At 43.8% G+C, this 26,884-nt stretch carries 29 protein-coding genes and 1 riboswitch; of the genes, 16 read left to right on the top strand and 13 right to left on the bottom strand.

Going from position 1 to position 26,884, the window contains the following annotated elements; translation table 11 throughout:
- Nucleotides 1–586 precede the first annotated feature (586 nt).
- A complete protein-coding gene (locus FTW16_RS05515) occupies nucleotides 587–1,111 on the bottom strand; it encodes a DUF3087 family protein (protein WP_146490366.1) in 525 nt (174 codons plus the stop codon).
- Between the two features lie 256 nt (nucleotides 1,112–1,367).
- On the opposite strand from FTW16_RS05515, the gene trmY reads away from it, so the two are divergent.
- The gene (gene trmY, locus FTW16_RS05510) at nucleotides 1,368–1,967 is read left to right on the top strand and encodes a tRNA (pseudouridine(54)-N(1))-methyltransferase TrmY (protein ID WP_004733046.1); all 600 of its coding nucleotides are present in this window, start codon (nucleotides 1,368–1,370) and stop codon (nucleotides 1,965–1,967) included.
- Nucleotides 1,968–2,082: 115 nt separating this feature from the next.
- On the opposite strand, the gene FTW16_RS05505 is transcribed toward trmY, so the two are convergent.
- On the bottom strand, nucleotides 2,083–2,406 hold the full coding sequence (locus tag FTW16_RS05505; RefSeq protein WP_261383415.1) for a hypothetical protein: 324 nt from the start codon (nucleotides 2,404–2,406) through the stop codon (nucleotides 2,083–2,085).
- Nucleotides 2,407–2,767: 361 nt separating this feature from the next.
- Here FTW16_RS05505 and FTW16_RS05500 point away from each other — a divergent pair, with 361 nt between their 5' ends.
- Nucleotides 2,768–3,970 carry a hypothetical protein gene (locus FTW16_RS05500; protein ID WP_146490365.1) on the top strand — a complete coding sequence of 401 codons (1,203 nt, stop codon included), beginning with the start codon at nucleotides 2,768–2,770 and terminating at the stop codon, nucleotides 3,968–3,970.
- Nucleotides 3,971–4,096: 126 nt separating this feature from the next.
- Here FTW16_RS05500 and FTW16_RS05495 read toward each other — a convergent pair whose 3' ends face one another.
- Nucleotides 4,097–5,197, bottom strand: a complete 1,101-nt coding sequence (locus FTW16_RS05495; protein WP_146490364.1) for a permease — start codon at nucleotides 5,195–5,197, stop codon at nucleotides 4,097–4,099.
- Nucleotides 5,198–5,430: 233 nt separating this feature from the next.
- Here FTW16_RS05495 and FTW16_RS05490 point away from each other — a divergent pair, with 233 nt between their 5' ends.
- Together FTW16_RS05490 and sigZ are read left to right on the top strand one after the other, a co-directional pair.
- The gene (locus FTW16_RS05490; protein ID WP_004733042.1) at nucleotides 5,431–5,727 is read left to right on the top strand and encodes an ArsR/SmtB family transcription factor; all 297 of its coding nucleotides are present in this window, start codon (nucleotides 5,431–5,433) and stop codon (nucleotides 5,725–5,727) included.
- Nucleotides 5,711–6,328, top strand: a complete 618-nt coding sequence (sigZ, locus tag FTW16_RS05485; protein WP_146490363.1) for an RNA polymerase sigma factor SigZ — start codon at nucleotides 5,711–5,713, stop codon at nucleotides 6,326–6,328. The genes FTW16_RS05490 and sigZ overlap by 17 nt, the downstream gene beginning before the upstream one ends.
- A 147-nt stretch (nucleotides 6,329–6,475) precedes the next feature.
- Here sigZ and FTW16_RS05480 read toward each other — a convergent pair whose 3' ends face one another.
- Nucleotides 6,476–7,090, bottom strand: a complete 615-nt coding sequence (locus FTW16_RS05480; protein ID WP_017065874.1) for a YitT family protein — start codon at nucleotides 7,088–7,090, stop codon at nucleotides 6,476–6,478.
- 472 nt (nucleotides 7,091–7,562) lie between these two features.
- Nucleotides 7,563–7,712, bottom strand: a complete 150-nt coding sequence (locus FTW16_RS24900; protein WP_186728029.1) for a hypothetical protein — start codon at nucleotides 7,710–7,712, stop codon at nucleotides 7,563–7,565.
- 29 nt (nucleotides 7,713–7,741) lie between these two features.
- Here FTW16_RS24900 and FTW16_RS05475 point away from each other — a divergent pair, with 29 nt between their 5' ends.
- The 3 genes from FTW16_RS05475 (at nucleotide 7,742) to FTW16_RS05465 (ending at nucleotide 10,343) form a co-directional block, all read left to right on the top strand.
- Complete coding sequence (locus FTW16_RS05475; protein ID WP_146490362.1) at nucleotides 7,742–8,953, top strand: MFS transporter; 1,212 nt, start codon at nucleotides 7,742–7,744, stop codon at nucleotides 8,951–8,953.
- Between the two features lie 223 nt (nucleotides 8,954–9,176).
- Nucleotides 9,177–9,902: a sulfite exporter TauE/SafE family protein gene (locus FTW16_RS05470; RefSeq protein ID WP_186728028.1), complete on the top strand. Its 726-nt coding sequence runs from the start codon at nucleotides 9,177–9,179 to the stop codon at nucleotides 9,900–9,902.
- Between the two features lie 78 nt (nucleotides 9,903–9,980).
- Complete coding sequence (locus FTW16_RS05465; RefSeq protein ID WP_065111929.1) at nucleotides 9,981–10,343, top strand: MmcQ/YjbR family DNA-binding protein; 363 nt, start codon at nucleotides 9,981–9,983, stop codon at nucleotides 10,341–10,343.
- Between the two features lie 86 nt (nucleotides 10,344–10,429).
- Here FTW16_RS05465 and FTW16_RS05460 read toward each other — a convergent pair whose 3' ends face one another.
- On the bottom strand, nucleotides 10,430–11,173 hold the full coding sequence (locus FTW16_RS05460; RefSeq protein WP_146490361.1) for a phosphatase PAP2 family protein: 744 nt from the start codon (nucleotides 11,171–11,173) through the stop codon (nucleotides 10,430–10,432).
- A gap of 385 nt (nucleotides 11,174–11,558) precedes the next feature.
- Nucleotides 11,559–11,709: riboswitch (FMN riboswitch) on the top strand.
- 185 nt (nucleotides 11,710–11,894) lie between these two features.
- On the opposite strand from FTW16_RS05460, the gene ribB reads away from it, so the two are divergent.
- Together ribB and FTW16_RS05450 are read left to right on the top strand one after the other, a co-directional pair.
- Nucleotides 11,895–12,551, top strand: a complete 657-nt coding sequence (gene ribB / locus FTW16_RS05455; protein ID WP_004733029.1) for a 3,4-dihydroxy-2-butanone-4-phosphate synthase — start codon at nucleotides 11,895–11,897, stop codon at nucleotides 12,549–12,551.
- Nucleotides 12,552–12,930: 379 nt separating this feature from the next.
- The gene (locus tag FTW16_RS05450; RefSeq protein ID WP_146490360.1) at nucleotides 12,931–13,794 is read left to right on the top strand and encodes a hypothetical protein; all 864 of its coding nucleotides are present in this window, start codon (nucleotides 12,931–12,933) and stop codon (nucleotides 13,792–13,794) included.
- Nucleotides 13,795–13,931: 137 nt separating this feature from the next.
- On the opposite strand, the gene FTW16_RS05445 is transcribed toward FTW16_RS05450, so the two are convergent.
- Nucleotides 13,932–14,828: a LysR family transcriptional regulator gene (locus FTW16_RS05445; RefSeq protein ID WP_146490359.1), complete on the bottom strand. Its 897-nt coding sequence runs from the start codon at nucleotides 14,826–14,828 to the stop codon at nucleotides 13,932–13,934.
- Nucleotides 14,829–14,982: 154 nt separating this feature from the next.
- Between FTW16_RS05445 and FTW16_RS05440 the strand changes: the two genes are divergently transcribed.
- Nucleotides 14,983–15,621 carry an NAD(P)-dependent oxidoreductase gene (locus FTW16_RS05440; RefSeq protein ID WP_146490358.1) on the top strand — a complete coding sequence of 213 codons (639 nt, stop codon included), beginning with the start codon at nucleotides 14,983–14,985 and terminating at the stop codon, nucleotides 15,619–15,621.
- A 77-nt stretch (nucleotides 15,622–15,698) separates the two neighbouring features.
- Here FTW16_RS05440 and FTW16_RS05435 read toward each other — a convergent pair whose 3' ends face one another.
- Both FTW16_RS05435 and FTW16_RS05430 read right to left on the bottom strand, forming a co-directional pair.
- Nucleotides 15,699–16,352 carry a cupin domain-containing protein gene (locus FTW16_RS05435; protein ID WP_102279749.1) on the bottom strand — a complete coding sequence of 218 codons (654 nt, stop codon included), beginning with the start codon at nucleotides 16,350–16,352 and terminating at the stop codon, nucleotides 15,699–15,701.
- 134 nt (nucleotides 16,353–16,486) lie between these two features.
- Entirely contained in the window at nucleotides 16,487–17,254 is a 768-nt protein-coding gene (locus FTW16_RS05430; RefSeq protein WP_146490357.1) for an SDR family NAD(P)-dependent oxidoreductase, read from the bottom strand.
- A 105-nt stretch (nucleotides 17,255–17,359) separates the two neighbouring features.
- Here FTW16_RS05430 and FTW16_RS05425 point away from each other — a divergent pair, with 105 nt between their 5' ends.
- Nucleotides 17,360–17,698, top strand: a complete 339-nt coding sequence (locus tag FTW16_RS05425; protein WP_004733017.1) for a winged helix-turn-helix transcriptional regulator — start codon at nucleotides 17,360–17,362, stop codon at nucleotides 17,696–17,698.
- 71 nt (nucleotides 17,699–17,769) lie between these two features.
- Here the strand turns inward: FTW16_RS05425 and FTW16_RS05420 are convergent, their stop codons facing one another.
- Nucleotides 17,770–18,675, bottom strand: coding sequence for a LysR family transcriptional regulator (locus tag FTW16_RS05420; RefSeq protein ID WP_017111536.1), 906 nt, complete (start codon nucleotides 18,673–18,675; stop codon nucleotides 17,770–17,772).
- A 242-nt stretch (nucleotides 18,676–18,917) separates the two neighbouring features.
- On the opposite strand from FTW16_RS05420, the gene FTW16_RS05415 reads away from it, so the two are divergent.
- Nucleotides 18,918–19,637, top strand: a complete 720-nt coding sequence (locus FTW16_RS05415) for an SDR family oxidoreductase (protein WP_010433036.1) — start codon at nucleotides 18,918–18,920, stop codon at nucleotides 19,635–19,637.
- Nucleotides 19,638–19,746: 109 nt separating this feature from the next.
- On the opposite strand, the gene FTW16_RS05410 is transcribed toward FTW16_RS05415, so the two are convergent.
- Nucleotides 19,747–21,555 carry a choice-of-anchor I family protein gene (locus tag FTW16_RS05410; RefSeq protein WP_146490356.1) on the bottom strand — a complete coding sequence of 603 codons (1,809 nt, stop codon included), beginning with the start codon at nucleotides 21,553–21,555 and terminating at the stop codon, nucleotides 19,747–19,749.
- Nucleotides 21,556–21,757: 202 nt separating this feature from the next.
- Nucleotides 21,758–22,399 carry an outer membrane protein OmpW gene (ompW, locus tag FTW16_RS05405; RefSeq protein ID WP_146490355.1) on the bottom strand — a complete coding sequence of 214 codons (642 nt, stop codon included), beginning with the start codon at nucleotides 22,397–22,399 and terminating at the stop codon, nucleotides 21,758–21,760.
- A 400-nt stretch (nucleotides 22,400–22,799) separates the two neighbouring features.
- On the opposite strand from ompW, the gene glgC reads away from it, so the two are divergent.
- Nucleotides 22,800–24,023 (top strand): glucose-1-phosphate adenylyltransferase, encoded by a 1,224-nt coding sequence (gene glgC, locus FTW16_RS05400; protein WP_146490354.1) that lies wholly within the window; start codon nucleotides 22,800–22,802, stop codon nucleotides 24,021–24,023.
- A gap of 96 nt (nucleotides 24,024–24,119) precedes the next feature.
- Here glgC and FTW16_RS05395 read toward each other — a convergent pair whose 3' ends face one another.
- A complete protein-coding gene (locus tag FTW16_RS05395) occupies nucleotides 24,120–24,704 on the bottom strand; it encodes a hypothetical protein (RefSeq protein ID WP_146490353.1) in 585 nt (194 codons plus the stop codon).
- A 507-nt stretch (nucleotides 24,705–25,211) separates the two neighbouring features.
- Here FTW16_RS05395 and hpf point away from each other — a divergent pair.
- The 3 genes from hpf (at nucleotide 25,212) to FTW16_RS05380 (ending at nucleotide 26,850) form a co-directional block, all read left to right on the top strand.
- Nucleotides 25,212–25,568 carry a ribosome hibernation-promoting factor, HPF/YfiA family gene (gene hpf / locus FTW16_RS05390; protein ID WP_146490352.1) on the top strand — a complete coding sequence of 119 codons (357 nt, stop codon included), beginning with the start codon at nucleotides 25,212–25,214 and terminating at the stop codon, nucleotides 25,566–25,568.
- A gap of 238 nt (nucleotides 25,569–25,806) precedes the next feature.
- Nucleotides 25,807–25,962, top strand: a complete 156-nt coding sequence (locus FTW16_RS05385) for a DUF3012 domain-containing protein (RefSeq protein ID WP_081090158.1) — start codon at nucleotides 25,807–25,809, stop codon at nucleotides 25,960–25,962.
- A gap of 99 nt (nucleotides 25,963–26,061) precedes the next feature.
- Complete coding sequence (locus FTW16_RS05380; protein ID WP_146490351.1) at nucleotides 26,062–26,850, top strand: HAD family hydrolase; 789 nt, start codon at nucleotides 26,062–26,064, stop codon at nucleotides 26,848–26,850.
- The last annotated feature ends 34 nt before the right edge of the window (nucleotides 26,851–26,884 follow it).

The following is a 26,884-nucleotide window of genomic DNA, read 5'->3' as shown; positions in this document are numbered from 1 at the left end:
TGATCAAACTCTTCAATTTAAAGTTTTGATTACCTAAATTAATAGGTGTGACTCAACGAATACTGACTTCAAAACCAATTCTCACTGTAAACTAAGATGTAATTCTAAAGCTATTACCATTCCAACAGAATGGTAATGAATTGACTGTGCCAAGTCCTAAGACTTGTATTGGTCACTCAGTTCATTGAAATCAATTTGTTACCGAAGTAACTGTTATTCCTAAGAATAACGTTTTGATATTCATCAACGAGTGCCCACACAGATTGATAGGTTTAAATTGTTAAAGAGCTTTGCTTATCGAAACTTTCTTTTTACAAAGAAACCCTTGAAAGCGGACGTGAATTCTAGCGATTTAATCTTAAGTGTCAAACACTTTTTAAAATTAATTTCTTTCGAACTTTCCGTCTTACTGACTACCGCTGAAGCCTTGTGGCGTCTGCCGTGTCAGTGAGGCGGCATTATAGAGATCATCGAAAACATGGCAACCCCTTTTTTGATAAAAATTCAAAAAACTTGCTTAAGTGGCTACTTTTACGTCAAAAGGCTCTTTCGTCGCTCAAAGCTCATACAAAAGTGGGCATATCACTTAAAATTTTGCGATTAGATCTTTCGAAAAATCCTCTATATCTAGCTCGATGCTCCATTTCTCACTCAGTTCTAAGATGTTATCTAGCGATTGCTGAACTGTTTTTATCGTCAATGTGTTGTTGTCTAGGTCGTATACCTGTTTTTGCGTGGTGTAATAGAAGTAAAGGATGGTTAATGCGTCTTGGTCGCCTTGCTCAGCTTTGGGTTGAATACGCTTGAGCTTGCGATAGATTTGATTATGGATTTGTTTAAGGTTCCACACATAAAGTGCTTCTTTGAAGTAATCATGCCCTTTTACACGACTCGCGATAAATGCATTCAATGCGACTGATAAGATCACACCTAATACGTTTAAGTGGAAATTACCTGTCGATTCGCCTGCGATTGATTGTCCTGAACCGAATAGGTCAATCAGTATGGTTCCGAATACAATGGCGAACACGGCGAGTGAACCAACCAACGAAACCAACAGCAGGTTCATCTTCTTTCTGTATTCTTCTTTATTGATCTTCTGTAACTTCATCGACTACTTCCTTCTGCAAGCCACCTAATAATTTGCGCATACTATCTACGTAAACATTGGGTCGCTTCAACCCTTACCATCTTGTAATGTGGTCATTCTCTATTTAATACGCAGAGTTCTTCTGGTTGGCGCTGTACGCAACTCTATTTGACTTCATTAATAGAAAAGAGTTACATACCGCCACAATTTTGGTTATTCATCAATTCATGTTGATAAAGCCCGTTTCGCTTTATCACATACTGACAAGGTACATTCCATGCGTTCATTTGTATTACGCGCTCGCGCAGCCCCTACAGAGAGCAAACTTATCTTAGAAGGTGTTGGGCAAGATGCTCATACTGAGATTCTGGCTCATACTCTGATGAACACGATCTTCGTTGCTCAATCTCACCGTGAGAATGTCACCGTACACCTTGTATTAGAAAGTACTAAAGACTTTTCACGTACGATTACATTTGATTCAAACGAGATCACCAACATTGGTGGCTTCCACGAGTCGGCATTGTTGTCAGCGGTAGTAAGAGCGGTTGATGCATCTCAAGGTATGACAAAAGAACAGACACGTCAGGTTGAACCGGGCATCACTGTTCGTACGATGAGTTTTGAAAAGCTGGTTAAAGAGCTAGCTGAAGACCACCAGCTGTACATGATGGATAAGAAAGGTGACTTTATCCGTGATGCAGAGATTGCTGAAAACCCATGTTTCCTTCTGACTGACCACATCCCTATGCCGAAGAAGAGCTACAACAGCTTAAAGCGTCTGGGAACAGAGAAAATCAGTTTAGGTCCAAACATGTTGTTCGCTTCTCAGTGTGTCGTGTTGATCAACAATGAGCTTGATATTCGCGGTTTCTAACTCGAAAGACACAATCACATTTAACAAAACAAAGTGAACAAAGCCCGGTTATGCGCCGGGCTTTTGATTTTTTGGATACAGAGAATCACTTCTAGTTTATCACTAGCTTGACCCGTCACATCAGATCTCGCATTAACGTCTCATATTGTTCAGACACCAATAACACCAGATGATTAAGCTCTTTTGCATCTTCCTCTGCCAATAAAAGTTGCCAATCTGCCTGTTGACCACTTTCATCTCGCCCAAGCACTTTAGTCTTCCCTTTTTCAGCTTCAAAGTACAAGTGATTAAAGTCGGTATCATGATGTTCATGAGACTCTAAAATCTCAAACTCTAAATTTCCGGTTGGCTTTACTTGAATGTGGGCATGAAAATGTTGCTGATTCTGTAACTCATATTCCCTATGTATTGCGAATATACTCCCTCCTATAAACTTCAATCTAAGCTCGTAAGCGATCTGTTATAAGTTACCCGCAATTCAAAGGTTGCCACTGAACAGCAAGTATCTATACAAAGTGTAGGCTTCAGATTTCGGTACTAGAGCAAAATCAGCCTGCTGTTTGATACTAGACAAAATAGTGTTGAGTATTGTGACACTTCGATTGATCTTTCTTGACGGGTATACCTGAGCTCAAGAGCCTAATAGAAATGACCAAACAACCAATTTATAAAACTTGCGCTTCGTTCCATTTCTACTGTCTGTTGGTCTGACCTTTGCGAATAAATAGACATTTCTCTCCAACCTTTTGATTCGACAGTTATACTTCCGATAAATCCGGTGAATTAATTTAAGGGAATGTATGTCAATTTTTACCGTATTCTTCTGTGGAACAGGATCCAACTCAGAAGACAACAATCACAAAAACTATGTTTCTGGCGAATTGATTTCGACGTTAGCAAAGAATGCAACGGGCAGAGACATGATTGACTACATTCAAGTGGATGGGGTTGGTAGTGGCAATCAGAACGAATGGTTGAAGCAAGGCAAAGATGACACCTACTCTGCAGTGAGAGGAACACTGCTGGGCAAAGGCATTGATAGCAATATGCGCCATGTTCTGAATATCTTGCGTGGAAACCAACAAGATAAGAATGACTATATGAAGCGAGCGAAAGGACTGCTCAGTGAATCTCGCCCTGCAAAATCGGCTTGGCCTTTTGCAACCAACCAGAAATACCAAGATTGGTTGAAAGATTCACAAGAATTAGCCGCTGACCTAAAACACGGTATGGCAGCGCGCCAACAGAACATCGCGATTGAGCGCCAAAGTAAACCGATTAGCCAAGTGAACATCGTGGGCTGGAGCCGAGGTGGTGTAAGTTGCTTTGAATTGGCGAACCGTATGCTCAAAGATCCCGAACTTAGCCACATCCCAGTTAACATCTTTGCTTGTGATCCCGTACCCGGAGGGATGAACGCATTCAAGGATTACAAATCACTCGGTAAAAACGTTAAACAAATAGTATGTGTTTTCTCGGAAGACGAACGCTCACTCGCTTTTAAAGCAAGAATGCCCCGCTTGTCCCCTTCAACTAAATACTACACAACCTACATGCCTGGTCGACACGGCACTTTGGTAGGTAATGCCAATACCTCTGGCGGAAGCAAAGGTGCAGGATTACTCACTGGCCCCGGCCTTGTCACAAGAGACTTCATGGAGAAGGTCTTAACAGGTTGGGGAACCCAGCTTAAAGCGAGTACAACATTGAACTTCTCCCGACAACGCATCATCGAGTTATACGAGCAGATGCGCAGTCACGAAGAGTACTTCAATAAAATGCACGGCATGACTTACACTGCGAAAAACCGACTGTTATGGACAAGCAAAGATCGAATCGGTCAGCAGAGAGAACGCCGCTACGGTATTCCAATGTATCGTTTTCAGTTTCCCGGCATAACCAACAACTACGGCGATGCGATTAATCGTCACCACTGTGATGTATTAGCGACTAATGCTTTCGCAGCACACGGTACTTCGGCGGCACTACCAAACCCAGTCTGATACGTATGGTTTGTTAAACTCATTTCAGGTCGGGACAACCCAAACAAAAAAAGAGCTCAACTAAGTGAGCTCTTTTTTATTATCTGTATCTTGTTATCAATCGGGTTATCGAGGAATCAGACCTGATTAACCAAAGATGAAGCTGTATAGGAAGCCTGCACCCATCGCCATGCTTAGGATAACGAATAGGAATGCTGCAATCATTTGGTTTTTGAAGATTGATTTAAGCAGGATAACTTCAGTCAAACTTGCACCCGCACTACCAATGATCAATGCCATTACCGAACCTAACGCCATACCTTTCTGAACTAGAGCAGCACTTAGTGGGATGACCGCTTCAGCACGAATGTACAGTGGAATACCAATCACAGCCGCTACGGGAATCGCGTACCACATACCTTCACCAGCGTACTCTGCAATTAGGTCTGTAGGAATGAAGCCATAGATGAATGAACCAATCGCGATACCCATCATTAGGTAAGGGAAAACTTGTTTGAAGTCTTTCCAAGTTGAGAACCAAATTCTCATCCAACGGCTAGGCTCTTTCTTCTCTACGATTTCAGCAGTTGCGCTTCCACCCGCTGAGCAGCATGAAACAGTAACTTGTGGCTCTTCTTTTTTAGAATCGCAGCAAGATGTCTCTTTCGCCATTACCGGTGCAGGCTCACCACATGCACTTGTGCCACATGAAGATTCAGCTTTTACTGGTGCTGCTTTCTTAGGAGCAGAGTCACCGCAGCTAGTACCACAGCTTGAAGAAGAACCTGTTGATTCATACGCTTCTGCTTTTACGTAACGCTCAAAACCTAGTTTTTCTAGTGCGTAACCTGCCACTACCGATACCGTCATTGCTACTAGGAAGTAGAACACCGCCACTTGCCAGCCGAACGTAATCACGAACAAACCAATGATCACAGGGTTCAATAGTGGGCTACCGAATAGGAACACCATCATTGGACCGAAACCCGCTCGAGCACGCAGCAATCCTTTTAAGAAAGGAATGGTCGAACATGAACAGAAAGGTGTAATCGCACCCAGTAGCGCTGCAACCACATAACCCTTACCGTTACGCGAGCTCAGAATAGATTGAATCTTCTCTGGTGTAAGAAACTCTTGGAGAATCCCAACAATGTAGCTGATCGCCAAGAAAAGGATGATTAGCTCTACTGCTAAGAAAGCGAACATATCAAGTGCGTCTTTTAGCATTGTTAACATTTCATTGCTCATAATTAACTCCAAACTGGATTGAAGGCCGGACTCTATGAGGAAAGTAACCAACCCTTAATTTCGAATATTCTCGAATTATAGAAATATTTAGTAACAGATCAAGCTTTATTTCGATAAAAATCGAATTGAATTTCAAAAGAACGGATTTTCAATGACTTACATAATCACGCTTTTTACATTTGTATTTGGGATACATTTCGACTATTATCGAAATTAAATCTTGAGGAGTTAATATGAACTTAGAAGTCGTTGCGAAAGCACTTAAAGAGTTGGGGCACCCTATCCGCCTAACTATCTATAAGAGTGTCGTTAAAGCTGGCTACCAAGGCATTGCAGTTGGCGGCCTACAAGAAGAACTCGGTATCCCCGGTTCTACCTTGTCTCACCACATTTCAAGCCTAGCGTCGGCAGGCCTAATCAGCCAAAGACGTGAGGGAAGAACCTTATTCTGCGTGGCAGAGTATGAATGCCTAGAAGGCGTGATTGATTTCTTACAAGACGAGTGTTGCGTGAATGAACAGTGCAACTGATGCACCTTTGAACGGGACACCTTTGAATAGGGCTTCTTTGGACTTAGAACAGGTTTGGGCTGAGTACCAACAAGCGTTAAAGTCTTTTTTGCACTCTAAGGTCAACAACGCTGCTGACGTCGACGACTTGCTTCAAGAGATCTTGATTAAGACGTATCAAAATTTAGACAAAGTCCAAGATGCAAGCAGTGTGAAATCATGGCTATTCCAATTAGCTAATCACACGATCATCGACTTCTACCGTAAACATGCTCGCCAACAGCGTGACAGCCAAATTGATGCTGAAGATCTCTGGTTTGCCGATTTAGACCATGACTCTGAGTTTAAACAAAAGCTGTCGTTGTGTATTGAGCCGTTTATTCAAGCATTACCAGAACAAAGTTCATCGCTACTGCTTGCTGTTGATATCAAAGGCCAGAGCCAGAAAGAGATCGCAGAAGCACAAAACATAAGCTATTCAACGGTGAAGTCTCGCGTTCAGAAAAGTCGTGGCGATCTTAAGAACCTATTCGAACAGTGCTGCAATTTGTCACTGGATAAGCAAGGCAATGTGATTGATTGTGAGCTCAAGTCGGACGCCGATTGCGGTAAGTGCCAATAGAAGTACTGATAGGAACTAGCTCAAACCCATTATTTGAATAGAACAAAGCCAGCAATTGATGCTGGCTTTGTTCTATTCATAATCTGTAAGTCACTTTGCTTAAGCTAGCCTAGTGTTTGAGCGAAACTAGTGCTTATGTGAACTTAGCTACGCGGCTTCCGCTTTGACGACCGGTTGATAGCGCCCCGGTTTATGGTTCATCGCCAAAATCAAGTTGGTGACTATCGCACCCAGTACAGACAACAGAACCAATGACACATCAACGATAAACAGTGACAGCACAACAATCGTACAGTCTAGTGCCATCTGAACCTTACCCGCTCGAATTCCAAAACGTTCTTGTAAGAACAACGCCAGAATATTGAAGCCACCCAAGCTCATCTTGTGACGGAAGATCACCAACATGCCCGTACCAATTAATCCGCCGCCAAGTAATGCTGCATACAATGCATGGATTTCGGCAATCTGAATCACGTGATACAAATGATCCACAGCGAACGAAACAATCGAAACGGCAATAAAGGTATTGATAGTGAAGCGCCACCCCATACGAGCGACCGACAAAATATAGAAAGGTAAGTTAAGTGCGAAGAACACTTGGCCAAAGCTCAAGTCTGTCACTTTGGTAATGAAGATAGCTAGACCAGCCGTGCCTCCGGTAAGCAGACCGACCTGATTGAAAAAGATAACGCCGAGTGATACCAATGCGCTACCTAAGATCAGCGCCAGTAAGTTTTCGCGAAGGTTATGGTCTTTATCCATGTGAATGACTCTCCCTGAATCTTTTAACATCGCGTTTCAGTCAGTTGAAACGATTTACGCCCAAATTTACGATGTTTGACAGATAAGTCGAGTGAACAGCCGAACTTGTGAGGTGATTAGTTTGTATATTAGTTTTTACAGTTTTGTGAAATACCTCAATAAAGCAATCAGTTACGAACATGAAATTAAGTATCAATTCTGAATTATAGGCTTCTATCGCTGAATCAGTTAGCTTAGCGTTTTCCTATTTATTGGTCATGTTTCATCCCAATTCCAGCGACACATAAAACCGTGCATATATCTATGCATAAAACGCATAGACTAAATCACAAATGGTCATTTGATACATATCTCACTCGTCATTATGATGCGCGACTTCTTACAACACAGAGCGCATGTAAACACCTTATGTTTTCACAATCTCTTTTTGCCCAACTGGCTAGAATGACGTTATTCCTCGTCATTAGTTTGGTTATTGTGCATCACAGTCAGCCATTGATTGATCTCTTGGCTCAGCATGCCGTAAGCAGTGGTTGCCACCAGCAGTCAGGGCATGATCATTCTGGGCACGAACACCACCATGAGATGACTGACCAACACATTTCAGCGCAAGACCACTCACATCACCACCATTAATTTAAGAGTATTAGAATGAGCATTTTCCGTTTTCCTTTACTGGTATGGCTTGGGATCGGCACACTTATTATCAGTCTAGGGATCAGACAATCATTCGGCATTTTCATGATGCCTATTTCAGAGCACTTCGGCACGGGTCGAGAGTTTTTCAGTTTCGCTATAGCTCTACAAAACCTGTTGTTTGGTGTGTTCCAACCTTTTGTTGGTATGGCCGCTGACAAATGGGGAGCAAGACGCATCATTATTGCTGGCGCATGTGCTTACGGTTTGGGTTTACTTCTTACCTCAATTTCTACCGAATCAAGCATGCTTTACGTTTCACTAGGCGCACTGGTTGGCCTTGGATTAAGTGCGACAAGTTACGTGATCGTGTTGGGCGCAGTAGCAAAAGTAGTACCTGCGGAGCACGCGGCTAAGGCGTTTGGTTTAACCACGGCTGCCGGTTCATTTGGTATGTTCGCGGTGATTCCGGGCGCGCAATACATGTTGAACGAATTTGACTGGCAGAGTGCAATGCAAGTGTTTGGCGTATTGTGTTGCTTGATGATCTCTTTTGCACTGTTCATGCGTGCGCCAAAAGTGGCATCAAACAAACAGGCACAAGCAGAAGACAATCAAACATTGAAAGAAGCGCTGTCTGAAGCGTTCTCTAACAAGAGTTACTGGTTGATTCACGCTGGCTTCTTCGTGTGTGGCTTCCACGTGATGTTTATCGCAACGCACTTACCAAGTTACTTAGCGGATAAGAACTTGCCTGCGAGCAGTGCAGCGATGGCACTAGCTTATGTCGGTATCTTCAACATCTTCGGATCTTACTTCTGGGGTGTAATGGGCGATAAGTTCAGCAAGCGTCACGTAATGTCAGCACTGTATTTAGTGCGCACTGTGGTTATTGGTGCGTTTGTGACTCTGCCAGTAACGGAATCAACCGCAGCAATCTTTGGTGCGGCCATTGGTTTCTGTTGGCTAGGTACAGTACCGCTAACTTCTGGCTTAGTTCGTCAGATCTTCGGTGCACGCTACCTATCGACTTTGTATGGCTTGGTGTTCTTTACTCACCAAGTGGGTAGCTTCTTAGGCGCTTGGGTTGGTGGTCGTATTTACGATTACTACGGTTCTTACGAGCCAATTTGGTGGTCGACGGTGGTATTGGCATTTGCAGCAGCGCTTATCCATTTACCAATCAATGACAAGCCGATTGAGCGCATCAAATTGGCAATGGCTTAACATTTAACGCTGACTCCCCCAGCAGCGAAAACGATAAGCAATCCAATAAGAGAGTGGATATTGAAAGGAGCGCATCCCGAGATATTCACTCTCTTTTTTATTGGGCGTTGAAATCGAAATTATAACTAGCGAAACTTGCATAAACCTCAATGAATAATAAGACTATTCCTGCCATTTTACTTTATAGTATTCGTTCTCCCCTTTTGAACTTATCCGCAGGCTTATGGAATACCTAGATCAGACCGCTCTTATCGCGATGGCACTCATTTTTGTCGGCTCGTTTGTACAAACAGCAATCGGCTTTGGCTTGGCTATTGTGGCTGCCCCGTTGTTGTTTTTGGTCTCACCTGACTATGTACCCGCGCCTATCTGCCTTGTTGGTCTGTTCATTTCTGTATTCAACGCGTTTAAACACCGAGCAAATATCTCTATTGGTGGATTGAAAATCGCACTATTAGGCCGAATTCCCGGTTCACTGGTAGGCGGTGCTTTGTTGGTGATGGTATCAACAAGCGTTTTGTCACTGTGGTTAGGCTTGTTGGTTGTATTCGCGGTGATTGTTAGTTTGCTTCCGTTTAGGTTAGAACCGACGCCTACTAAAATGGGCATCGCTGGGTTCTTCTCAGGCTTCTTCGGTACTAGTTCAGGCATTGGTGGTCCACCTATGGCACTCCTTCTTCAACACCAAGATGCGAATCAGCTTCGCGGCAACCTTTCTGCATTCTTTGTGTTTAGTTCTATCATTTCATTACTGGTACAGATCCCCATTGGCTTCTTCACGATGCACCATTTGATCATCACAATCCCGTTACTGCCTGCGGCTTGGCTGGGTTACAAAGTGGCGTTAATGACCACGCAAAGCATTCCTAAAGAAAAGATACGCATTGGTTCTTTGTTGCTATGTTCTATCAGTGGCTTTACGGCAATCTGGCAGGGTTTAGCTGGCTAGTTATTGGCGATAAAGACGAGAAGAACAAAGACATCTTAGAAAACCAACACAAACACCCAATCGATAAAAGGACGTTCTATGACTTACGACGAATTCAATGCCTTCTGCGAGTCACAACCTGCCACCAGCTATGTAATGCAGTGGAATAACTCTCACGTTTGGAAAGTGGGTGGGAAAGTGTTTGCGATTGGTGGTTGGGGGCCGAACGACGAGCCTGCATTTATCTTCAAGGCGTCCGATCAGAATTTCGATTTTCTCAAAGAAGAGCCAGGCTATAAACCTGCGCCCTACTTTGCTTCACGTGGTATGAAATGGATTCAACTTTTTGAAAGCACACCAGAAAGGGACGAGGAGCTGAGATACTACCTCACGGAGTCACACCGAATTGTCTCTTTAGGACTAACCAAAAAGAAACAAGCAGAACTCGGGCTCAATCAGTAGCCAAAATTTCTGCTTGTTAAACGCTTACTTCAGATTCAAATGCGGCTTAAGAGCGAAGCAGATATTAAAAACACTGCTCTTTGAACTTAGGTCGATCTTAAGAACTTAGGCAATAAAGGCTCGATTTTCTGCGTTGGAACCACTGGCACCAATAGATAGATAAGACCAGCAAAGGCGATAGACGCCGCCAAGTCTTCAGGTCGATGCATGCCAAGCCAAACTCGGCTATAAGCAACGCCACCAGCCCAAACCAGCAAACCGCCCACTAAGTAAAAACGTTTCGCTTCTAGGAACAAGCCGCCAAAGAACACCAGACACACGCCAACGAAAATCATGTGCCCAGATGGGAAAGAATAGTCAGTTTCACCCAACCAGTGACGCGTTCGCCACTCACTCACCTTATCTTGCACAGATGCAATCGCTGCGTTCTTTTCTACCAATGGCAGTTCGTAAAACAGCTCTGGCATTTCAACAACTTCTTGCGTCACCAAATACTCAGAATAAGGACGGGGGCTTTCTGTAGAATGCTTTAAGAAGGTTTTTGCTGCAAAGCTGAGAACCAACAACAAGCCGAGCTGCAAACAAAGGCTGATCAGCTTAGCTTTGGAAAATTTCATCGTGAGCAAAACTAAAGACAAAACAGCTAGCGTTACCAAGAACCCTTGATTACCTGCTGAGTAAGTCACGAACGTCATAAAGGCGCCATAGAAAGGCAAAACCGCACTTCCAAGGTCGAAGTCGGATCCAAAGATCAAAAAGGGTACGAGGGAATACAAGCTTAGAACAAGCAGTAATAAGCCTTTGGATTTGTTAGAGAACAGAGAAGTCATGGCTAAAATCTTTTAGATGAAGTGGTCGGATGCTATCGCAGCTTAGCATCGTCAATATCAATTTTATGTCAAAACGGTCAGTAAGCCGTCATGGTGTAACGATATTCGATTAATAGACCTATCGAGTATTGATTCGGTGAACAGCCACGCCAACACCAATAACATTCAACATCCACTTATGTTCATAGAGAAAGCAAAGGCCACTGAAACCAGACGAGACAAAGGCATCACCCCACTAAAGACTGCCTGACGCGTTCTGCTGATAAAGTGAACACTTACCGGGTTATACGGCCAGAATCTTAAAAACTTTGCTGTCAGTCCTTTAAATCCACTATTGAAAGGATTACCATCTGGTCTGCTTTCAAAAGCAAAACAGATTATTAATTTTTATTCTCAGGGCGGGGCGAAATTCCCCACCGGCGGTATGTCCTTAGCAAAATCTAAAGATAAGCCCGCGAGCGCTCGATTCGTCGAGGTCAGCAGATCTGGTGAGATGCCAGAGCCGACGGTCATAGTCCGGATGAGAGAGAATGAAAACACACTCGTTTAAGTTGGAAAGGCGCGCCCATTTATTGGGTTCATGCCTCCAACTTAGACGGGTGCATTTCGTTTTGGATAAAACCATAATGAGCTAAAGCCTCTTGTAATGAGTAGGCTTTGTTGTGCTCGGTTGAGATCCCTCATACAGCCCTGATTCTGGTGATATTTTAGGAGTTTAACCATGAATCAGTCTTCACTACTTGCCGAATTTGGCGAACCAATCACTCGCGTTGAAAACGCACTGCAAGCTCTACGCGAAGGTCGTGGCGTACTTTTACTCGATGATGAAGATCGCGAGAACGAAGGCGACATCATCTACTCAGTAGAACACCTAACGAATGCTCAAATGGCGCTTATGATCCGCGAATGCAGCGGCATTGTGTGCCTATGTCTAACCGATGAGCAAGCAAACCAACTTGAACTTCCACCTATGGTTGTTGATAACAACAGCGCAAACCAAACTGCGTTTACTGTCACTATCGAAGCAAAAGTTGGCGTAACAACAGGTGTTTCTGCCGCTGACCGTGTAACAACGATCAAGACAGCTGCAAACCCAACAGCTAAGCCTACTGACCTTGCTCGCCCTGGCCACGTATTCCCATTACGTGCGCGTAAAGGTGGCGTACTTGCTCGCCGCGGTCACACCGAAGGCACTGTGGATCTTATGCAAATGGCTGGTCTTCAATCAGCAGGCGTACTGTGTGAAGTAACCAACCCAGACGGCACGATGGCAAAAGCGCCAGAGATCGTGGCTTTCGGTAAAATGCACAACATGCCAGTACTGACCATTGAAGATATGGTGATGTACCGCACTGAGTTCGACCTCAAGCTTGCTTAACGTTTAACCCTCAATGCTAAACACTTAGCACTGAAGGTAAAGAAACTCAGAAATGAATATTGAAAGGCTTCATTCTTACTGCTTTTTCTAGTTAAAAGCATAAAGGGTGAGGCCTTTTTCATTTCCGTATTTTGAGACGAGTCAACGATGGATCTCTCTACTTATCGGAACCTTCCCAGTTTAATCACTTAGAAAAGCGTAACCTCTCAAAAAATTCTGCAAAATATGAGAAACATTCACTCGAATGGTGAAGTCATGCACCATTATTGGTCATTCATAATTACAAAAAAAACATAACTCACTGAAATATAACACTTATTGATTTTGGCACGGTGTCTGCACTACCACTAAGTAGGTATGCAGATATTAGGAGTTGGATATGTTTGTAGTTATTTCAGTAGGTTTATCGATTGCAGTGCTTGCTGCACTGTTTCACTTTTCAAAAAAGAGACAAACAGCACTATCACATAGGTTCGAAACCTTGGTTCTGCTGAGAAAGTTATTGTTGTTATCACGCAAACATCGCGCGGCAACGCATTACGCTCTGGCTTATAAATTATCTAGCGACTCGATTCGCAAAGTGAATAAAATTTACGACAACATACTTGAGGTGTCTGAACTGCTTCAATCCCATGTGTCGTTCGATAGCCGTCCTATGTATCGCATCTATCACCTCAAGCTCATCGCCATGCACAGCGACTGGCAAAACCGTAGCTTGGTACGTAACCAATCAATTCATGGCAAAACGATTCGTCACAGCATGTTCTTGATGGATGAAGTGATGATCATCTGGCTGATTCAGTCTGAACGCGAAGACATGAGCCGTGAATACCACATGAATTGGCAACAGATCTTAGACTGCATGGATATTCTGACCAAGTTACGAATGTCTATCCCTGGAATAGAAAAGGCAGATATGGAGAAGCCTGAGGAGTATGCGAGATTCAAATTCTACGCCTCTCAGACACACAGAAAACTCAACCAATTATCGATTATCTGCCCGATTAGCAGTGGCTCACCGATTTGTACACGTGCGATGCATGCACTCACAGAGATCGCATCAAGCAACGAAGCGACCCAACCGGCAGATAGCATGTACGAATTAACCAGTGATATCTCTAGCGTCGTGTCGCAAGTCTATGACCAAGTATTATCCGACATTACTAGAAGCTTGTATCAGCCTTTACCAGACACCAATGAAAAGGTGATAAATACCCGATTATCCGTACATCATTACATTTAAAGACTTCGTGAGAGGAGAGCGTGCTGGAACTCTGAATTATTGAGTTCAAATCCGATATCACCTTTGATATCGGATTTTTGTATTTATATGTTTATGCCTTGTGTACTTGTGTACTTGTGTACTTAAGATATATGACCTCAAACATCCCCAGACTTAATATCGCTAGACCAAGCTTCTGCTGCAAAATCAATGAACTGACGAACAATAGGAAGCTGATAACTGCGAGATAGGTACACTGCCCAAAGCACGCTACTCGGTGAAACAAAATCATCCAAAACTCGTTTCAATTTACCATCTGCAATCAATGGATTCGCTAAATCACAAGGTAAGCGAACTATCCCTTTTCCATGCTGTGCGGCGCGAGTTAATACTCCAACATCATTGGCCTTAATGGTGCCAGACACCTCAACCGAATAGTGCTGGTTATCCTTAACGAAATCCCACTTAGAAACACTCAAATGGCGAAAGCAGTTATGCTGTCGAAGTGCTTCGACCGTTTCAGGTTCTCCGTGCTTGTCTAGGTAGACTTGAGAGGCACACACCACTGAATCAATTTCCATTAGCTTTCGAGCAATCAAGTTATCGTCAGGTTGATCCGTATAGCGAAGGGCAATATCGATTCTTTCATCCACCAGCTGCGCAAAACGGTCTGAGGCAAACAGCTCGACCGTGATATTAGGGTGAAGCTCAGTGAATTGCTCAACCACATCCAACAGCATGTTTTGAGTTAAACCAATCGGCGCTGCAATTCGAATTACCCCTGAAAGATCGTCGATTTGATTGAGTGAAGTGACTTCTAGCTCTGCGGTTTCATGGAGAATTTTTTCGCAACGTTGCAACGCAATCTCTCCTGCCGCAGTCAAACTTACCTTACGAGTGGTCCTGTGCAGTAGCCTTTGTTTTAGCCACCCTTCGATCTCTTGAACATGACGTGAAACCTGTAATCGGCTCATGTCCAAATGCTCTGCTGCTTGAGTGAAACTGGCACAATTTGCGACTTCAACAAAACTGCGCATCGCCGTCAATCTATCCATCACACTTTCCCTTATCCACTGAACCAAGCCTATTAGGTAACTATATAGATACAATCTACATCATTTTTCGATATTTATCGCAACCTAGTGAGCTATTAGACTGCAATGGCTGTCGAGAAAACGACTCAATAAATTAGATAATTGGAGAGACATTATGAAAATTGCAGTATTAGGCGCATCAGGTTGGATTGGTAATAACATTGCTCAAGAAGCTCAATCTCGTGGTCACGACGTGGTTGCTGTTGTAAGAGATGCAAGCCGTGTAGAAATGAACAATGTTGAGGTTCGTTCATTTGATTTACAAGATGAAGCAGCAAGCCTTGCAACCGCACTATCCGGCGTTGATGCAGTAATCACTTCGATTGGCGGACGTACTTTGGGTAATCACGACATCGTAAAAAACACAGCAACTAAGCTGCTTGAGACACTGCCAAGCATTGGTATCGAGCGCCTACTTTGGGTTGGCGGTGCAGGTTCATTAGAAGTGGCACCAAACGTACCGTTAGTGACCGTTCCTGACTTCCCAGCAGATTACAAAAACGAAGCACTAGCACAGGGTGAAGCTCTTGAAGTGTTCAAGCAATCAAACAGCGAGGTTAACTGGACGTTTGTTAGCCCTGCAGCAGAAATTTTCCCGGGCGATAAGCTATCAACCTACCGCACAGGTGGTGATCAGCTGCTCACCGACGAAGATGGCAACAGCAAAATTTCAGTCAGCGACTACGCGATTGCGATGATTGATGAGCTCGAAGTTGGCAAGTTCCCACGTCAACGTATTGGTGTCGCTTACTAGTCAATTCATATATAAAAACTAAAAAAGCCGCTTGTTCACAACAATGCGGCTTTCTCATCTTTATATTGAGCATTCCTTTAATCCAATGGCAAGTGACCCGTTTTCACTAGGATAACCGTCTCTTCTTCCACATAAGGGAAATGCTCGCTCATATGAGGGCTACGCATCCAAGTGTGTTTTGGATACACGCCATGTTCATCTTTAAAAGTGCCTGACAACACAAAGATCTCTTCACCACCAAAATGACGGTGTGGCTGAAAGCGCTCACCAACGGGCCATTTCACCAAGGCCACATTTTCGTGCTCAAAACCATGTAGCGGCATCACTTGTAAGCCACCGATGCCCGGAAGCCATTCCGTTTCTAGGGTATTGATACGAACTTGAGTTAAGTCTCTCGCATCAAACTGATTAAGCTTCACCAAGATCGTGCAGCCATCTTTGCTTGATGGAGAATGCGCACTGCCCGGGGGATTACGGATATAAGTTCCCGCAGGGAAATCTCCAGTTTCATCTGAGAACACACCCTCTAATACGAATATCTCTTCGCCTTGCGGATGCGGATGCTCAGAAAACGAAGATTCAGGATCGTACTTCACAACACTGGTCGTGTGGCCCGATTCTTTCTCTTCTCTTTCAAGCGGCTTACGCCAAACCCCTTTGGCAGGGCTTGCAATCCAGTCTAATGATTCGGTTTCAATAACCAGCTTTTCTGAAAAGTCCATGTTGAACATAATGGCGACCTTACTCTTGTTATCGTTTTAATTGTTCTTATTATCTTTCTAGCTTTTATTCTACGCGAATACTCATCAAGGAGGCCATCTCGCTGCTATTTTTCCTACGCGACAGCCACCTAAAAGAATCCTAATTAATTGCGACCAGCAATCACGCCGCCATCAACATCCCAGATTGCACCCGTTACCCAATCTGCACTGTCTGACAATAAGAAAGAGATGCTATTGGCGATGTCTTTCGGCAAACCTACTCGACCAATAGGGTGGAACGCATTAAAGCCTTCTAACGCTTGATCCACTTCTTCCGGTTTAATGAAAGATTCGTAAATCGGCGTTTTAACCACAGCCGGAGACACCGCATTTACACGAATGTTGTATTCAGCCAGTTCCATTGCCATGTGCTGTGTTAATGCGTGTAAGCCAGCTTTAGCCATTGAATAGGCAGAAGATGGCGTCGCTTTGATTGCCTGCTTACCCCACATAGAGCCAACGTTAACCACACTGCCACCGCCGTTCTTGATCATCAATTTACTTATCGCTTGAGTGATGAAGAAGGTTGCTTTATTGAGCTGCATGTATTGCTCGTAATCAGATTCTTGATGCTCGATAAACGCTTTAGGGTTGAAGTAGCCAGCCGCATTAACAAGGTAACCAATACCCTCTTCAAGCGACTCTAGATGCGCAATGAGATTAGCTACACTCGCATCATCATAAAGGTTAGCTTGCCAACCCGAAGCGTGACCGAGCGATTGTAGTTCTGACACCGCTTTATCTAACTTAGTTGGGTTATTGCCGACAACCAACACATGGATGTTTTGAGCGACTAACTGCTTCGCTGTTTCAAAGCCCATACCACTTGTGCCACCGATTACTACTGCAATACCATTTTTAGTGAAGTTCATTTTGTTATCTCCTAAGTCATGTGAACGTGGTAATCTTAGGCCTTGAACTAACACTATGAATAGTAAGTACAAATCGGTTAGGTAGGTACTTATTGGTACATCTTTATGAAAAATCAGGAAAACTTTTTTTCAAGAAAATCAGCACCAGAGCGCTCAGCTCGTATGGTGGAAACCATCTATGGTTGTAAATGGTCGCTAACAGTTTACCAATTACTGGCAAATGGCATTAATCGCCCCGGTGAAATGGTGCGCTCAGTAGAAGGGCTATCGACCAAGGTGTTGAATGAATGTTTGAAGCGAAATGTAGAATTCGGGATTTTAGATAAGCAAATGTTCAACGAACTGCCACCAAGAGTTGAATACCAAGTGACGCCGTTCGGCGAGAAATTCTTACTGATTTTGGACCAGCTGGAAAACCTACAAAACGAAATCGACGAGATGTAAGTTCGAACCAGTCCAACTATTGTCAAAAAACGGAAGACAAAAGAAGGAAGACGGAAAACAGCACGCAGCACTTAACTGACTGGCATTTGCTCAAAGCGACCTTTTACGAAATCAATGAAGGTTCGAATTCGGCTTGGTTGATAGCGGTCTCGATGGTAGATCGCTGAAAAATCGACTTTAGGCACCACCCACTCATCAAACACTTGCAGCAATTGCCCGTCGTTCAGTTCTTGTAAGCAATAGATGGTTGGAACACGAATAATCCCATTACCCGACTTCGCGCCTTGCACCAACACTCGGCCATTTTTACATTGCAGTCTGCCCGTCACATGCACATCGACGGTTTTCTTGGTGTCATCTAGCGCTTGAAAGCTCCACTTACGCACCGAGCCGGTTAAGCAATCATGATGGATGAGGTCTTTGGGGTGACTAGGCTTTCCTTTACGAGCAAAGTACTCTGGGCTCGCGAGTGTTCCCATCTCAATGTCCAGAAGCTTTCTTGCGATAAACCCTGCATCTTCCAAGCTCCCCATGCGAAAAGCGATATCGAAAGCGTCTTCAATCAGATCAACTCGGTTACTACTAAAATCAAGACTGATGCTGATGTCTGGGTAGAGCTGCATAAACTCATTGACCAGATCCGCGATGATCACCTCACCAAGATAACCACCGACACAGTTTACTTTTATATCGCCACGTACTTCTTCGACATCATCCACTGCAGCAATCAGAGCTTGGTCTATATTATCTAAGGCTTGTTCACATCTCGCGTACAGATCTTGCCCCGCGTGAGTCAGCCTTAAGGTTCGAGTAGTGCGGATAAACAGAGTGACTCCCATTTGCTTTTCTAGGCTACTTACTTGGCGTGACACGTGGGAGCGCGACACATCAAGCTCCTCCGCTGCTTTAGTGAAGTTACCTAAACGAGCGATAAGCACGAAAGAACGAATGTCAGACAGGTTAATTTGATTGAGCATGGTCGCCAGCTTACTTGTGAAATTTAAAAGTGATGAAGCTATAGAGTTATGACGCTATAAAGTGAACACCTTTATTGTTGCACCACAGCAACAGTGTTTCAAGTAAAGCGCTATATATCAACAATGCTATTTTCCTTAATATACCTCCATCGCAACGAAGCAAGGCAACAAGCACTTGATTCGAAGGCACTTAAACAACACGTCGTAGCCAACCGACGCAATAAAAGTACAGAGGAAATAAAATGAAAAAACTAATCGTAATTACTGGTGCAAGCTCTGGTATTGGTGAAGCAATCGCTCGTCGTCTAAGCGATGAAGGTCACCCTCTGCTACTTTTAGCTCGTCGTGTTGACCGCCTTGAAGCGCTGAACCTACCAAACTCTCTATCAGTAAAAGTAGACGTAACAGACAAAGCGTCTTTTGATGCAGCAATCGCACAAGGTGAAGCGAAATTTGGCCCTGTAGACGCGCTTATCAACAACGCTGGTGCAATGCTTCTTGGTCAAATCGATACTCAAGACGCTCAAGAGTGGAAGACAATGTTCGATGTGAACGTGATTGGTCTTCTAAACGGCATGCAATCTGTACTTGCTCCGATGATGGAACGCAACACAGGTACTATCATCAACATCAGCTCTATCGCGGGTAAGAAAACATTCCCAAGCCACGCAGCTTACTGTGGTACTAAGTTCGCGGTACACGCTATTTCTGAGAACGTTCGTGAAGAAGTTGCTGCTTCAAATGTGCGTGTTACTACTATCGCACCGGGTGCTGTAGAAACTGAGCTTCTGTCTCACACTACATCTCAAGAGATCAAAGACGGTTACGATTCTTGGAAAGAAGACATGGGCGGCGTATTGGCAGCTGACGACATTGCACGCGCTGTATCATTCGCTTACCAACAACCACAGAACGTTTGTATCCGTGAGATTGCTCTAGCACCAACTAAGCAACAACCATAGAAGCTAATTATCACGCATACCTTTGTGATGCATAAATAGAAAACGCCACTACTTATTCAGTAGTGGCGCTGTTGTTTTTATTGAGTCTAGCTACAAGCAGTAACCGTGATTAAAACTCAACGCGGTAAACTGATGTGCTACCACTCACTTCGTTGCCAACCGCAATAAAGTGGTTACCAGAGCGAGTGAAATACTTGATTGACTCTGGGCCTAGGTCACCCGCTTTTGAGTTGTAAGTATCGTTGTCGCAATCACCGTCTTCATCAACTTTGGTACACACTGGTTGTGTAAAGTCTCGGTTGTTCAAGTAACTGATGAAACTCGCGTTTTTAGGCTGTGTTACGTCGTAAACCATGATGCCACCTTGGCGCTCAAGACCAATAAAGGCATACTGCTTACCGTTAATCTCAGCCACTTCGATAGCCTCAGGTTCAACCCCTTTGTCATCGCTGCGATCGTCACCACTTTGGTTGTTATCATTGGTGCTGTTGAAGTTTGCAGGATCTTGATCAAGAACGATTCGAGCAAAGTCATCACCACTATCAAACACTAATTCGCCAGATTCATCCCAAATAGAGAAAGAACGGCTACCGAATGCTTGAACTTTTTGGTCAGCAGCAAGTGTTCCTTGTGGCTTAATCACCTTAAGACGAGCCAGTTGTTTGTTGTCTTTCAATGCACCAGCCAATGGGTGGTTAGCATCAACATCTAGCTTCTTGCCACGTACTTCATCAACATAAGCGATACAAAAGTCTTTTTCTGTGGTGTAGTTTTCGGTGCCTTGATAGTCATCACCATCCCACTCAAAGCCTTTATCATCACACACTTTTTGCGTTGTCTTGATGCCATACTCGCGGCCATCACCTTCGTTCGCCGTCACGATGTAGGTGTTGCCATCAACACTGTAGCTAGTGATGCTGTCTGGCATGTAAAGTCCTTCTAACATTGCGTAGCTTTGCAGATTGCCGATGTTTTTGTCTTTGTTTGATGCATCCAATTGAGCGGTATCCCAAGGTTTGCCGCCTAATCCAAGAATCGCATCCACCTCTGTGGTTTCTACATCAATAGCTGCTAGCGCATTGTTCTCTTGCAGGGCAACATAGAGTTTGCCGTAATTAGCAAACGTCAGGTATTCCGGCTCTAGATCTTGAGCAACGGTAGCATTCGGAGCCGAGATTCGAACCTTGTCGGTCAGTTCTGCATGGCGAGGCTGACCTTGATTGAATGCCTTGAAATCAATTTGAGTCACTTTTGCTTGTAAAGGACCATTAGCTAAATCAACCAGCGTCACAGAGCCTTCCGGATCAATGCTGTAATCCGCATTCGGCTCACCTTCGTTTGCTGATGCGATGTAACGGCCGTCTTTCGAGAAGCTCACCATGTCTGGCAATGCGCCAGCAGCGTATGTGGTAATCAACTCTAGTGTATCTGAGCGATAAAGCGCAATTATGCCATTTTGTTGCTTGTCAGCATTTTCGATCGCGACAGCAACTAAGCCCTGATGAGTCGATACACTGTTCGCAGCACCGATATTAATACCCGAAGCTGCAGCGGCTGATTGAAGGTCGATAGAGCCCTCAGATGTCGGTGCGCTATCGGCATTCATCGATAACACATCGACTTTCTGCGCTTGAGCGTTAACCACATAAAGCTTATCGGTACATGAATCGTAGCTGACGATTTCGGCTGCAGAAGTATCAAACGGGGCGTCTGCAATAGAGCTACCCACCAGAATAAGCCCAGTTACCACAGCATCGTTCGCGATAGGTTTCTGGATGGATTGGCATTGAAGGCTAAAAGCATCAAGTGATGTTTGAGATGATGTTGCAGGCTTTGAAGTTGATTGAGAACAACCAACGAGAGCCGAGCTTACTGCGATAGGTAGTAATAAAGTCAGCTTATTAAATTTACGATTCATATATCCTCCATAATTTGAATCGCGATCATAGAGGCCGCTTATGACAGTTATCTTTACCTTTTGTTAACAATAGGTGACGACAATCGGTTCCACTTACCTATAACAACAGCAAGTTGGAATGAGCGTTTCATTAACAAGCAAGCAAAAAAAAGCGCCCAAGCTGGCTGGTGCTTGAGCGCCTTTAGTAAACTGAATAGGTGGGTTAGAAGTTGTAACCACCACCGATCATGAATACCCATGGGTCGATATCAACGTCTGTTTTGAACGTGTCTGTAGCCGTTTTGTATGTCGCTGTAGTACCGATGTCTGCGTACCAAACCGATGCGTTTAGGAACCAGTCCTCATTGATCATGTAGTCAATACCAATGTTTGCAGCAAGGCCCCAAGAATCATCCAAAGACACATCCGTTAGGCCTGCATTTTTGCCGTTAGCATTCAATCCTTCGTCAAAGAACACAGTGTAGTTGATGCCCGCACCTACGTAAGGACGGAAGTCGCTGTTCGCTTCACCAAAGTAATATTGAACCATGAACGTTGGCGGAAGGTGTTTAGTATCAGCAATTTTGCCTAGACCGTTGACAGAAATGCTATGAGAAAATGGGCTTGCAGCTAGGACTTCAAAACTGATGTTGTCAGTGAACATGTAACCGAAAGTTAGACCAAGTTGAGTATTAGAATCAACTGAGAATTCTAGGTCAGGATTGTTAAGTACAGCGTCACTGCTGTCGTTTGGAGATACCGTTGCTGCACCTGCACGGATGATGAAATCACCTTCTTTATGAGCAAGAACATTCGTTGACATAAGAGCCGCAATAACCGCAATACCACATACTGTTTTTTTCATTATTATTTCCTTTTGAGGGCTTATTCTTTATTGGTGAATGAGTAATCATTTCTTATTTTGCGTGCAAGGTAACATACAATAACCCTACTTTATTGATGGAAATCAATTTGTGAAAGGTTATGATTATTTGTGTAAATTTATATCGACCCGATCACTTTATTTCTTCATTTTATTGACAGTTTTGTAATGCAACTTTTCCGTGCATCATTTTGTTAACTCTGCCTTTTCACTTTGCTCTAATCTCTTTGGATCAAAATAGAGCAACCCAACATCCCGTACGCATCAATTTGGTGCAGTCTCGCAGAGTTCATTATCACCTCGTTTAATATTCAATGAGTTACATTTGGCGTGGTGCTTGCAAGTCTATGTTCATAATCATAAATACATTGAGGTTCTGACTATGCAAGACACTCTAACAATCGTTCTGGCCGGCGGTGTTGGCTCTCGGCTTTCCCCCCTCACCGATAACCGCGCAAAACCTGCGGTCCCGTTTGGTGGCAAATATCGAATCATCGATTTCACACTAGCGAACTGCTTGCATTCTGGGCTTCGCCAAATACTGGTGCTGACTCAGTACAAGTCTCACTCTTTGCAAAAACACTTACGTGATGGTTGGTCGGTGCTTAACCCCGAGCTCGGCGAATACATCACCAATGTTCCCCCGCAAATGCGAACAGGTGACAGCTGGTATAGCGGCACGGCCGATGCGATTTATCAAAACTTGTATTTGCTGTCTCGTAGTGAAGCTAAGCATGTAGTGGTGTTATCTGGCGACCATATCTATCGCATGGATTACGCCCCAATGCTCAAGCAACATAAGCAGAATGAAGCCGACTTAACGGTAGCCTGTATGGAGGTGTCGATTGATGAAGCTAAAGAGTTTGGCGTGATGGAAATTAACGAATCGCATCAGATAAATAACTTCACAGAGAAACCACGTTACCCTGCATGTGTACCTGGTAGGCCGACACGAAGCATGGCTTCAATGGGGATTTACATCTTTGATAAAGAAATACTGACACAGGCATTATTGGCGGATGCAGAAGATCCGAACTCAAGCCACGATTTTGGTAAAGACATCATTCCTAAATTGGTCGGCAACAACAGTGTTTACGCTTACAAATTTGGTGATGAAGAAGGACGCGTAACCCAAGATACTTACTGGAGAGATGTGGGTACGATCGACTCTTATTACCAATCGAATATGGACCTGTTGAAACCGGCCTCACCTATCGATTTGTACCAACCAGATTGGGCAATTCGTACCTATGAGCCGCAACTGCCGCCCGCACGAACCATTGCTTCGGTCGAAGGTAACCAAGGGATCTTCATCAATTCAATGATCGCGAATGGCGTAGTGATTGAAGGTGGTTCAGCGCAAAACTCCATCTTCTTCCCGAAGGTAAAAGTGAACAATGCGGCGATTGTGATTGATAGTATCCTGTTTGAAGATGTTGAGATTGGAAAAAATTGCCACATACAAAACTGCATCATCGATAAGAATGTTAAGGTGCCTGACGGAACCCAGATCGGTGTTGATAGCCTTGCCGATGCGAAACACTTCCACATATCAAAACAAGGCGTGATTGTGGTGCCATCTTCTTATGAGTTTAATGAGTCTTAACTCTAATACTGGTCACTCAACATTCTTCAGTAACAACCCCTTTACCTACAAAAAAGCGCCCCATAAAAACAGGGCGCTTTTCTAAATTGAATCGAACTACTTAGGTGCTAACTCGTAGTTTTCTTGCATCTCATGAGGGGCAATCCCGTACTCATAATCCCCTAAGTAGCCATCCTTATAGACCTTCATTCCATTCTCATCCCAGCTCACTTTGATCATCGCTGTATTGCCATCTTCACTGCCTAACAGCTCAAGCATTTCTGCATCAATCTTAATGGCTTTGATGGTTTTAATACGCTTAAACGGCGTGAACTCAGTGGTCGACGTTGGCAGTGAGCCATAGCTACTGATCCACGTCTCTTTGGGCACCAACCATTGGTTGAAAACATCATCAACAATCGCTTTCGGCATGCTTGCAATAACCACATCGTCTGTCATTACATTATTGGTTTCTAAACTGTAACCACCCTTTCCATCTGAAACGTAGGTAGGAAAATCATCGCCAATTTCAGAATCAGCAGGCAAACGGCCTAACGTCACCGACTTCTTAACGTAAAGTTCTGCAGTTTCAAATTGCTGCATGATCTCCGGAATTTTCTGAAACTCAACAGGTGCAGCGAAAGCATTAAAGGCAAAAGAAAGTGAAGCCGCGATCGCAGAAAATTTAACAGGCATTTTCATGGTAACGAATCCAAGTTTAACGAAGGCGTTAGAGTACCCCGCACTAACAAATACCTCAATTAACCACTGCTGCCTATATTAGTAATTGTGATAATGAGTGACGAAATCATCAGTAGTTAGTGTGTTACTAGGATCTATTTGAGTTTAGAGACAAACCTCAATATGAAGTGGGCTGCTGAGTGTCTATAAATTAAAGTCTATCGGTAACTTATTTATCAAAAACGAAAGAGGTTAGCCAAGTGACAAGTTCGGAATTATAAAACCGATAAAGAGAGATTCACTGGAATTGAGCGCTACGTTAGAGCAAATTATCAAGGATGGAGTATTTTTGAACATGTCTCGAAAACACGAAACATAATATGCGATCAGTTATTCGGACTTTCAAGGGAGGAAGGAGAGATTATTTGATAACACTGAAGTCAATCACACATGTGTACTTTCTCTATTGGTTAATCTATCCGATGTTTGCTACGTTTAAATGACACAGTCATTGGAAAGGTATGATTTATGAAAATAAACGTTCAAACACATCACGTATCAATTAACGACGACTCACGTAAAGACATCGAAGGTAAATTCGAAAAGATATCTAACCATTTTCCATCACTGATTAGCTGCGACATCATCATTACAAAAGAACATGGTCAACATCAGGTTGAAGTATTCACCAACTACGAAGGTGTACGAGTAACAGCAAAATCTACAGACGATGTTATGTACCCAGCTATCGCTTCAGCACTCAAGAAACTTGAAGCAGGCCTAAGTAACCGTAAGGGACAATTGAAAGCCGACCTACACGAGAAACCAACAAGCACCAAGCCAGAGATTGCTTCGGACATCATCCAAGAGATGAAACTGGTATAATTACTCAAGTAGCTCGAGCTTACTAACGAATAGAAGCTTATCAAGAATTGCAAAGCCAGCACACGTTGCTGGCTTTTTCGATCTAAAAGCCAAATAATTATTCCCTCTTTGCTCCTCTCGAACTTAGAGCAAACCCACATCATTTTTAATTCCGTTAAGTTCTTAGCAGCTATAACAATCACTTGTAGTATTTGATACAGTTATAAACTGAAATTTAGACCACAACGGAGTGTTTATTATGAAAAAAATCGCGCTAATTGTATTTCTGGCAACTCAACTAATGGCTTGTACAGAAGTGGGCAGTGAAGCTTGGTGTGCCGATATGAAAGAAAAGCCGAAAGGTGACTGGACAGCCAATGAAGCCGGTGATTTTGCTAAGCATTGTGTTTTCTAAACACTGCTAAGCGTTAATTGACGACACTAAGTGAAAGACGTGCAACGACGAACTGAGCACTCCACGCAACACAATAACCCCGAATAAGTGAGTTTGAGGATGGAACACCAACTAAGTAATGACTGGAAACGTATCGAATGGCTATTAACCGACGTTGACGACACCCTTACTTGGCAAGGCTCATTGCCTCCAGAAACCCTAATTGCATTACAAAAACTACGAGATAATGGAATTAAGGTGGTCGCGGTGACGGGCGCCTGTGCAGGTTGGTGTGATCATATTGCGCAGCTTTGGCCTGTCGATGCAGTACTTGGAGAGAACGGCGCTTTCTTACTAGAGAAACAAGATAATGCATTACAGCTCTCATTTGAAACGCCGCTAGAGCAAGTACGCCAGAATCAAGCCAAACTCAAACAACAAGTTGAAGCTATCTTGCTGAGTTACCCAGACCTATCCCTAACTCTGGATCAATCTTACCGCTTGTGCGAGGTCGCAATTGATATCGGCCAAAACCGTAAGCCTGTTGATCCTGAAATAGTGCAAGCGGTACTCGAAAGAATACACGCTTTAGGTGCGTACGCAACGGCAAGTTCGATTCATATCAACGCTTGGTATGGCGAGCACTCAAAGAAAAACGCAGTGCACCGGTTTCTGACTAATAAAGGCTTATCGCTCGAACAAATCCACAATCAAGCCTGCTATGTCGGCGATTCAATGAATGATCAGCAGATGTTCGAATCACTTCCACTTACCGTTGGCGTGGCAAACATTAAGCATTATTGGGATAAACTAGAGTATCATCCAAGCAAGGTCATGTCGCAGCCTGGTGGCTATGGGTTTGCAGAATTTGTGGATGCGCTACTGGCAGTTAAAAAGCTAACCCCTTAAAAACGAGTTACGCCCTTCTAACAAGGTCTCAGGT

The organism is Vibrio sp. T20 (genome assembly GCF_007858795.1).
Classification (GTDB): Bacteria; Pseudomonadota; Gammaproteobacteria; order Enterobacterales; family Vibrionaceae; genus Vibrio; species Vibrio satsumensis.
Note: the sequence above shows the minus strand (reverse complement) of the source record. Positions and strands in the feature narration are given on the sequence as shown.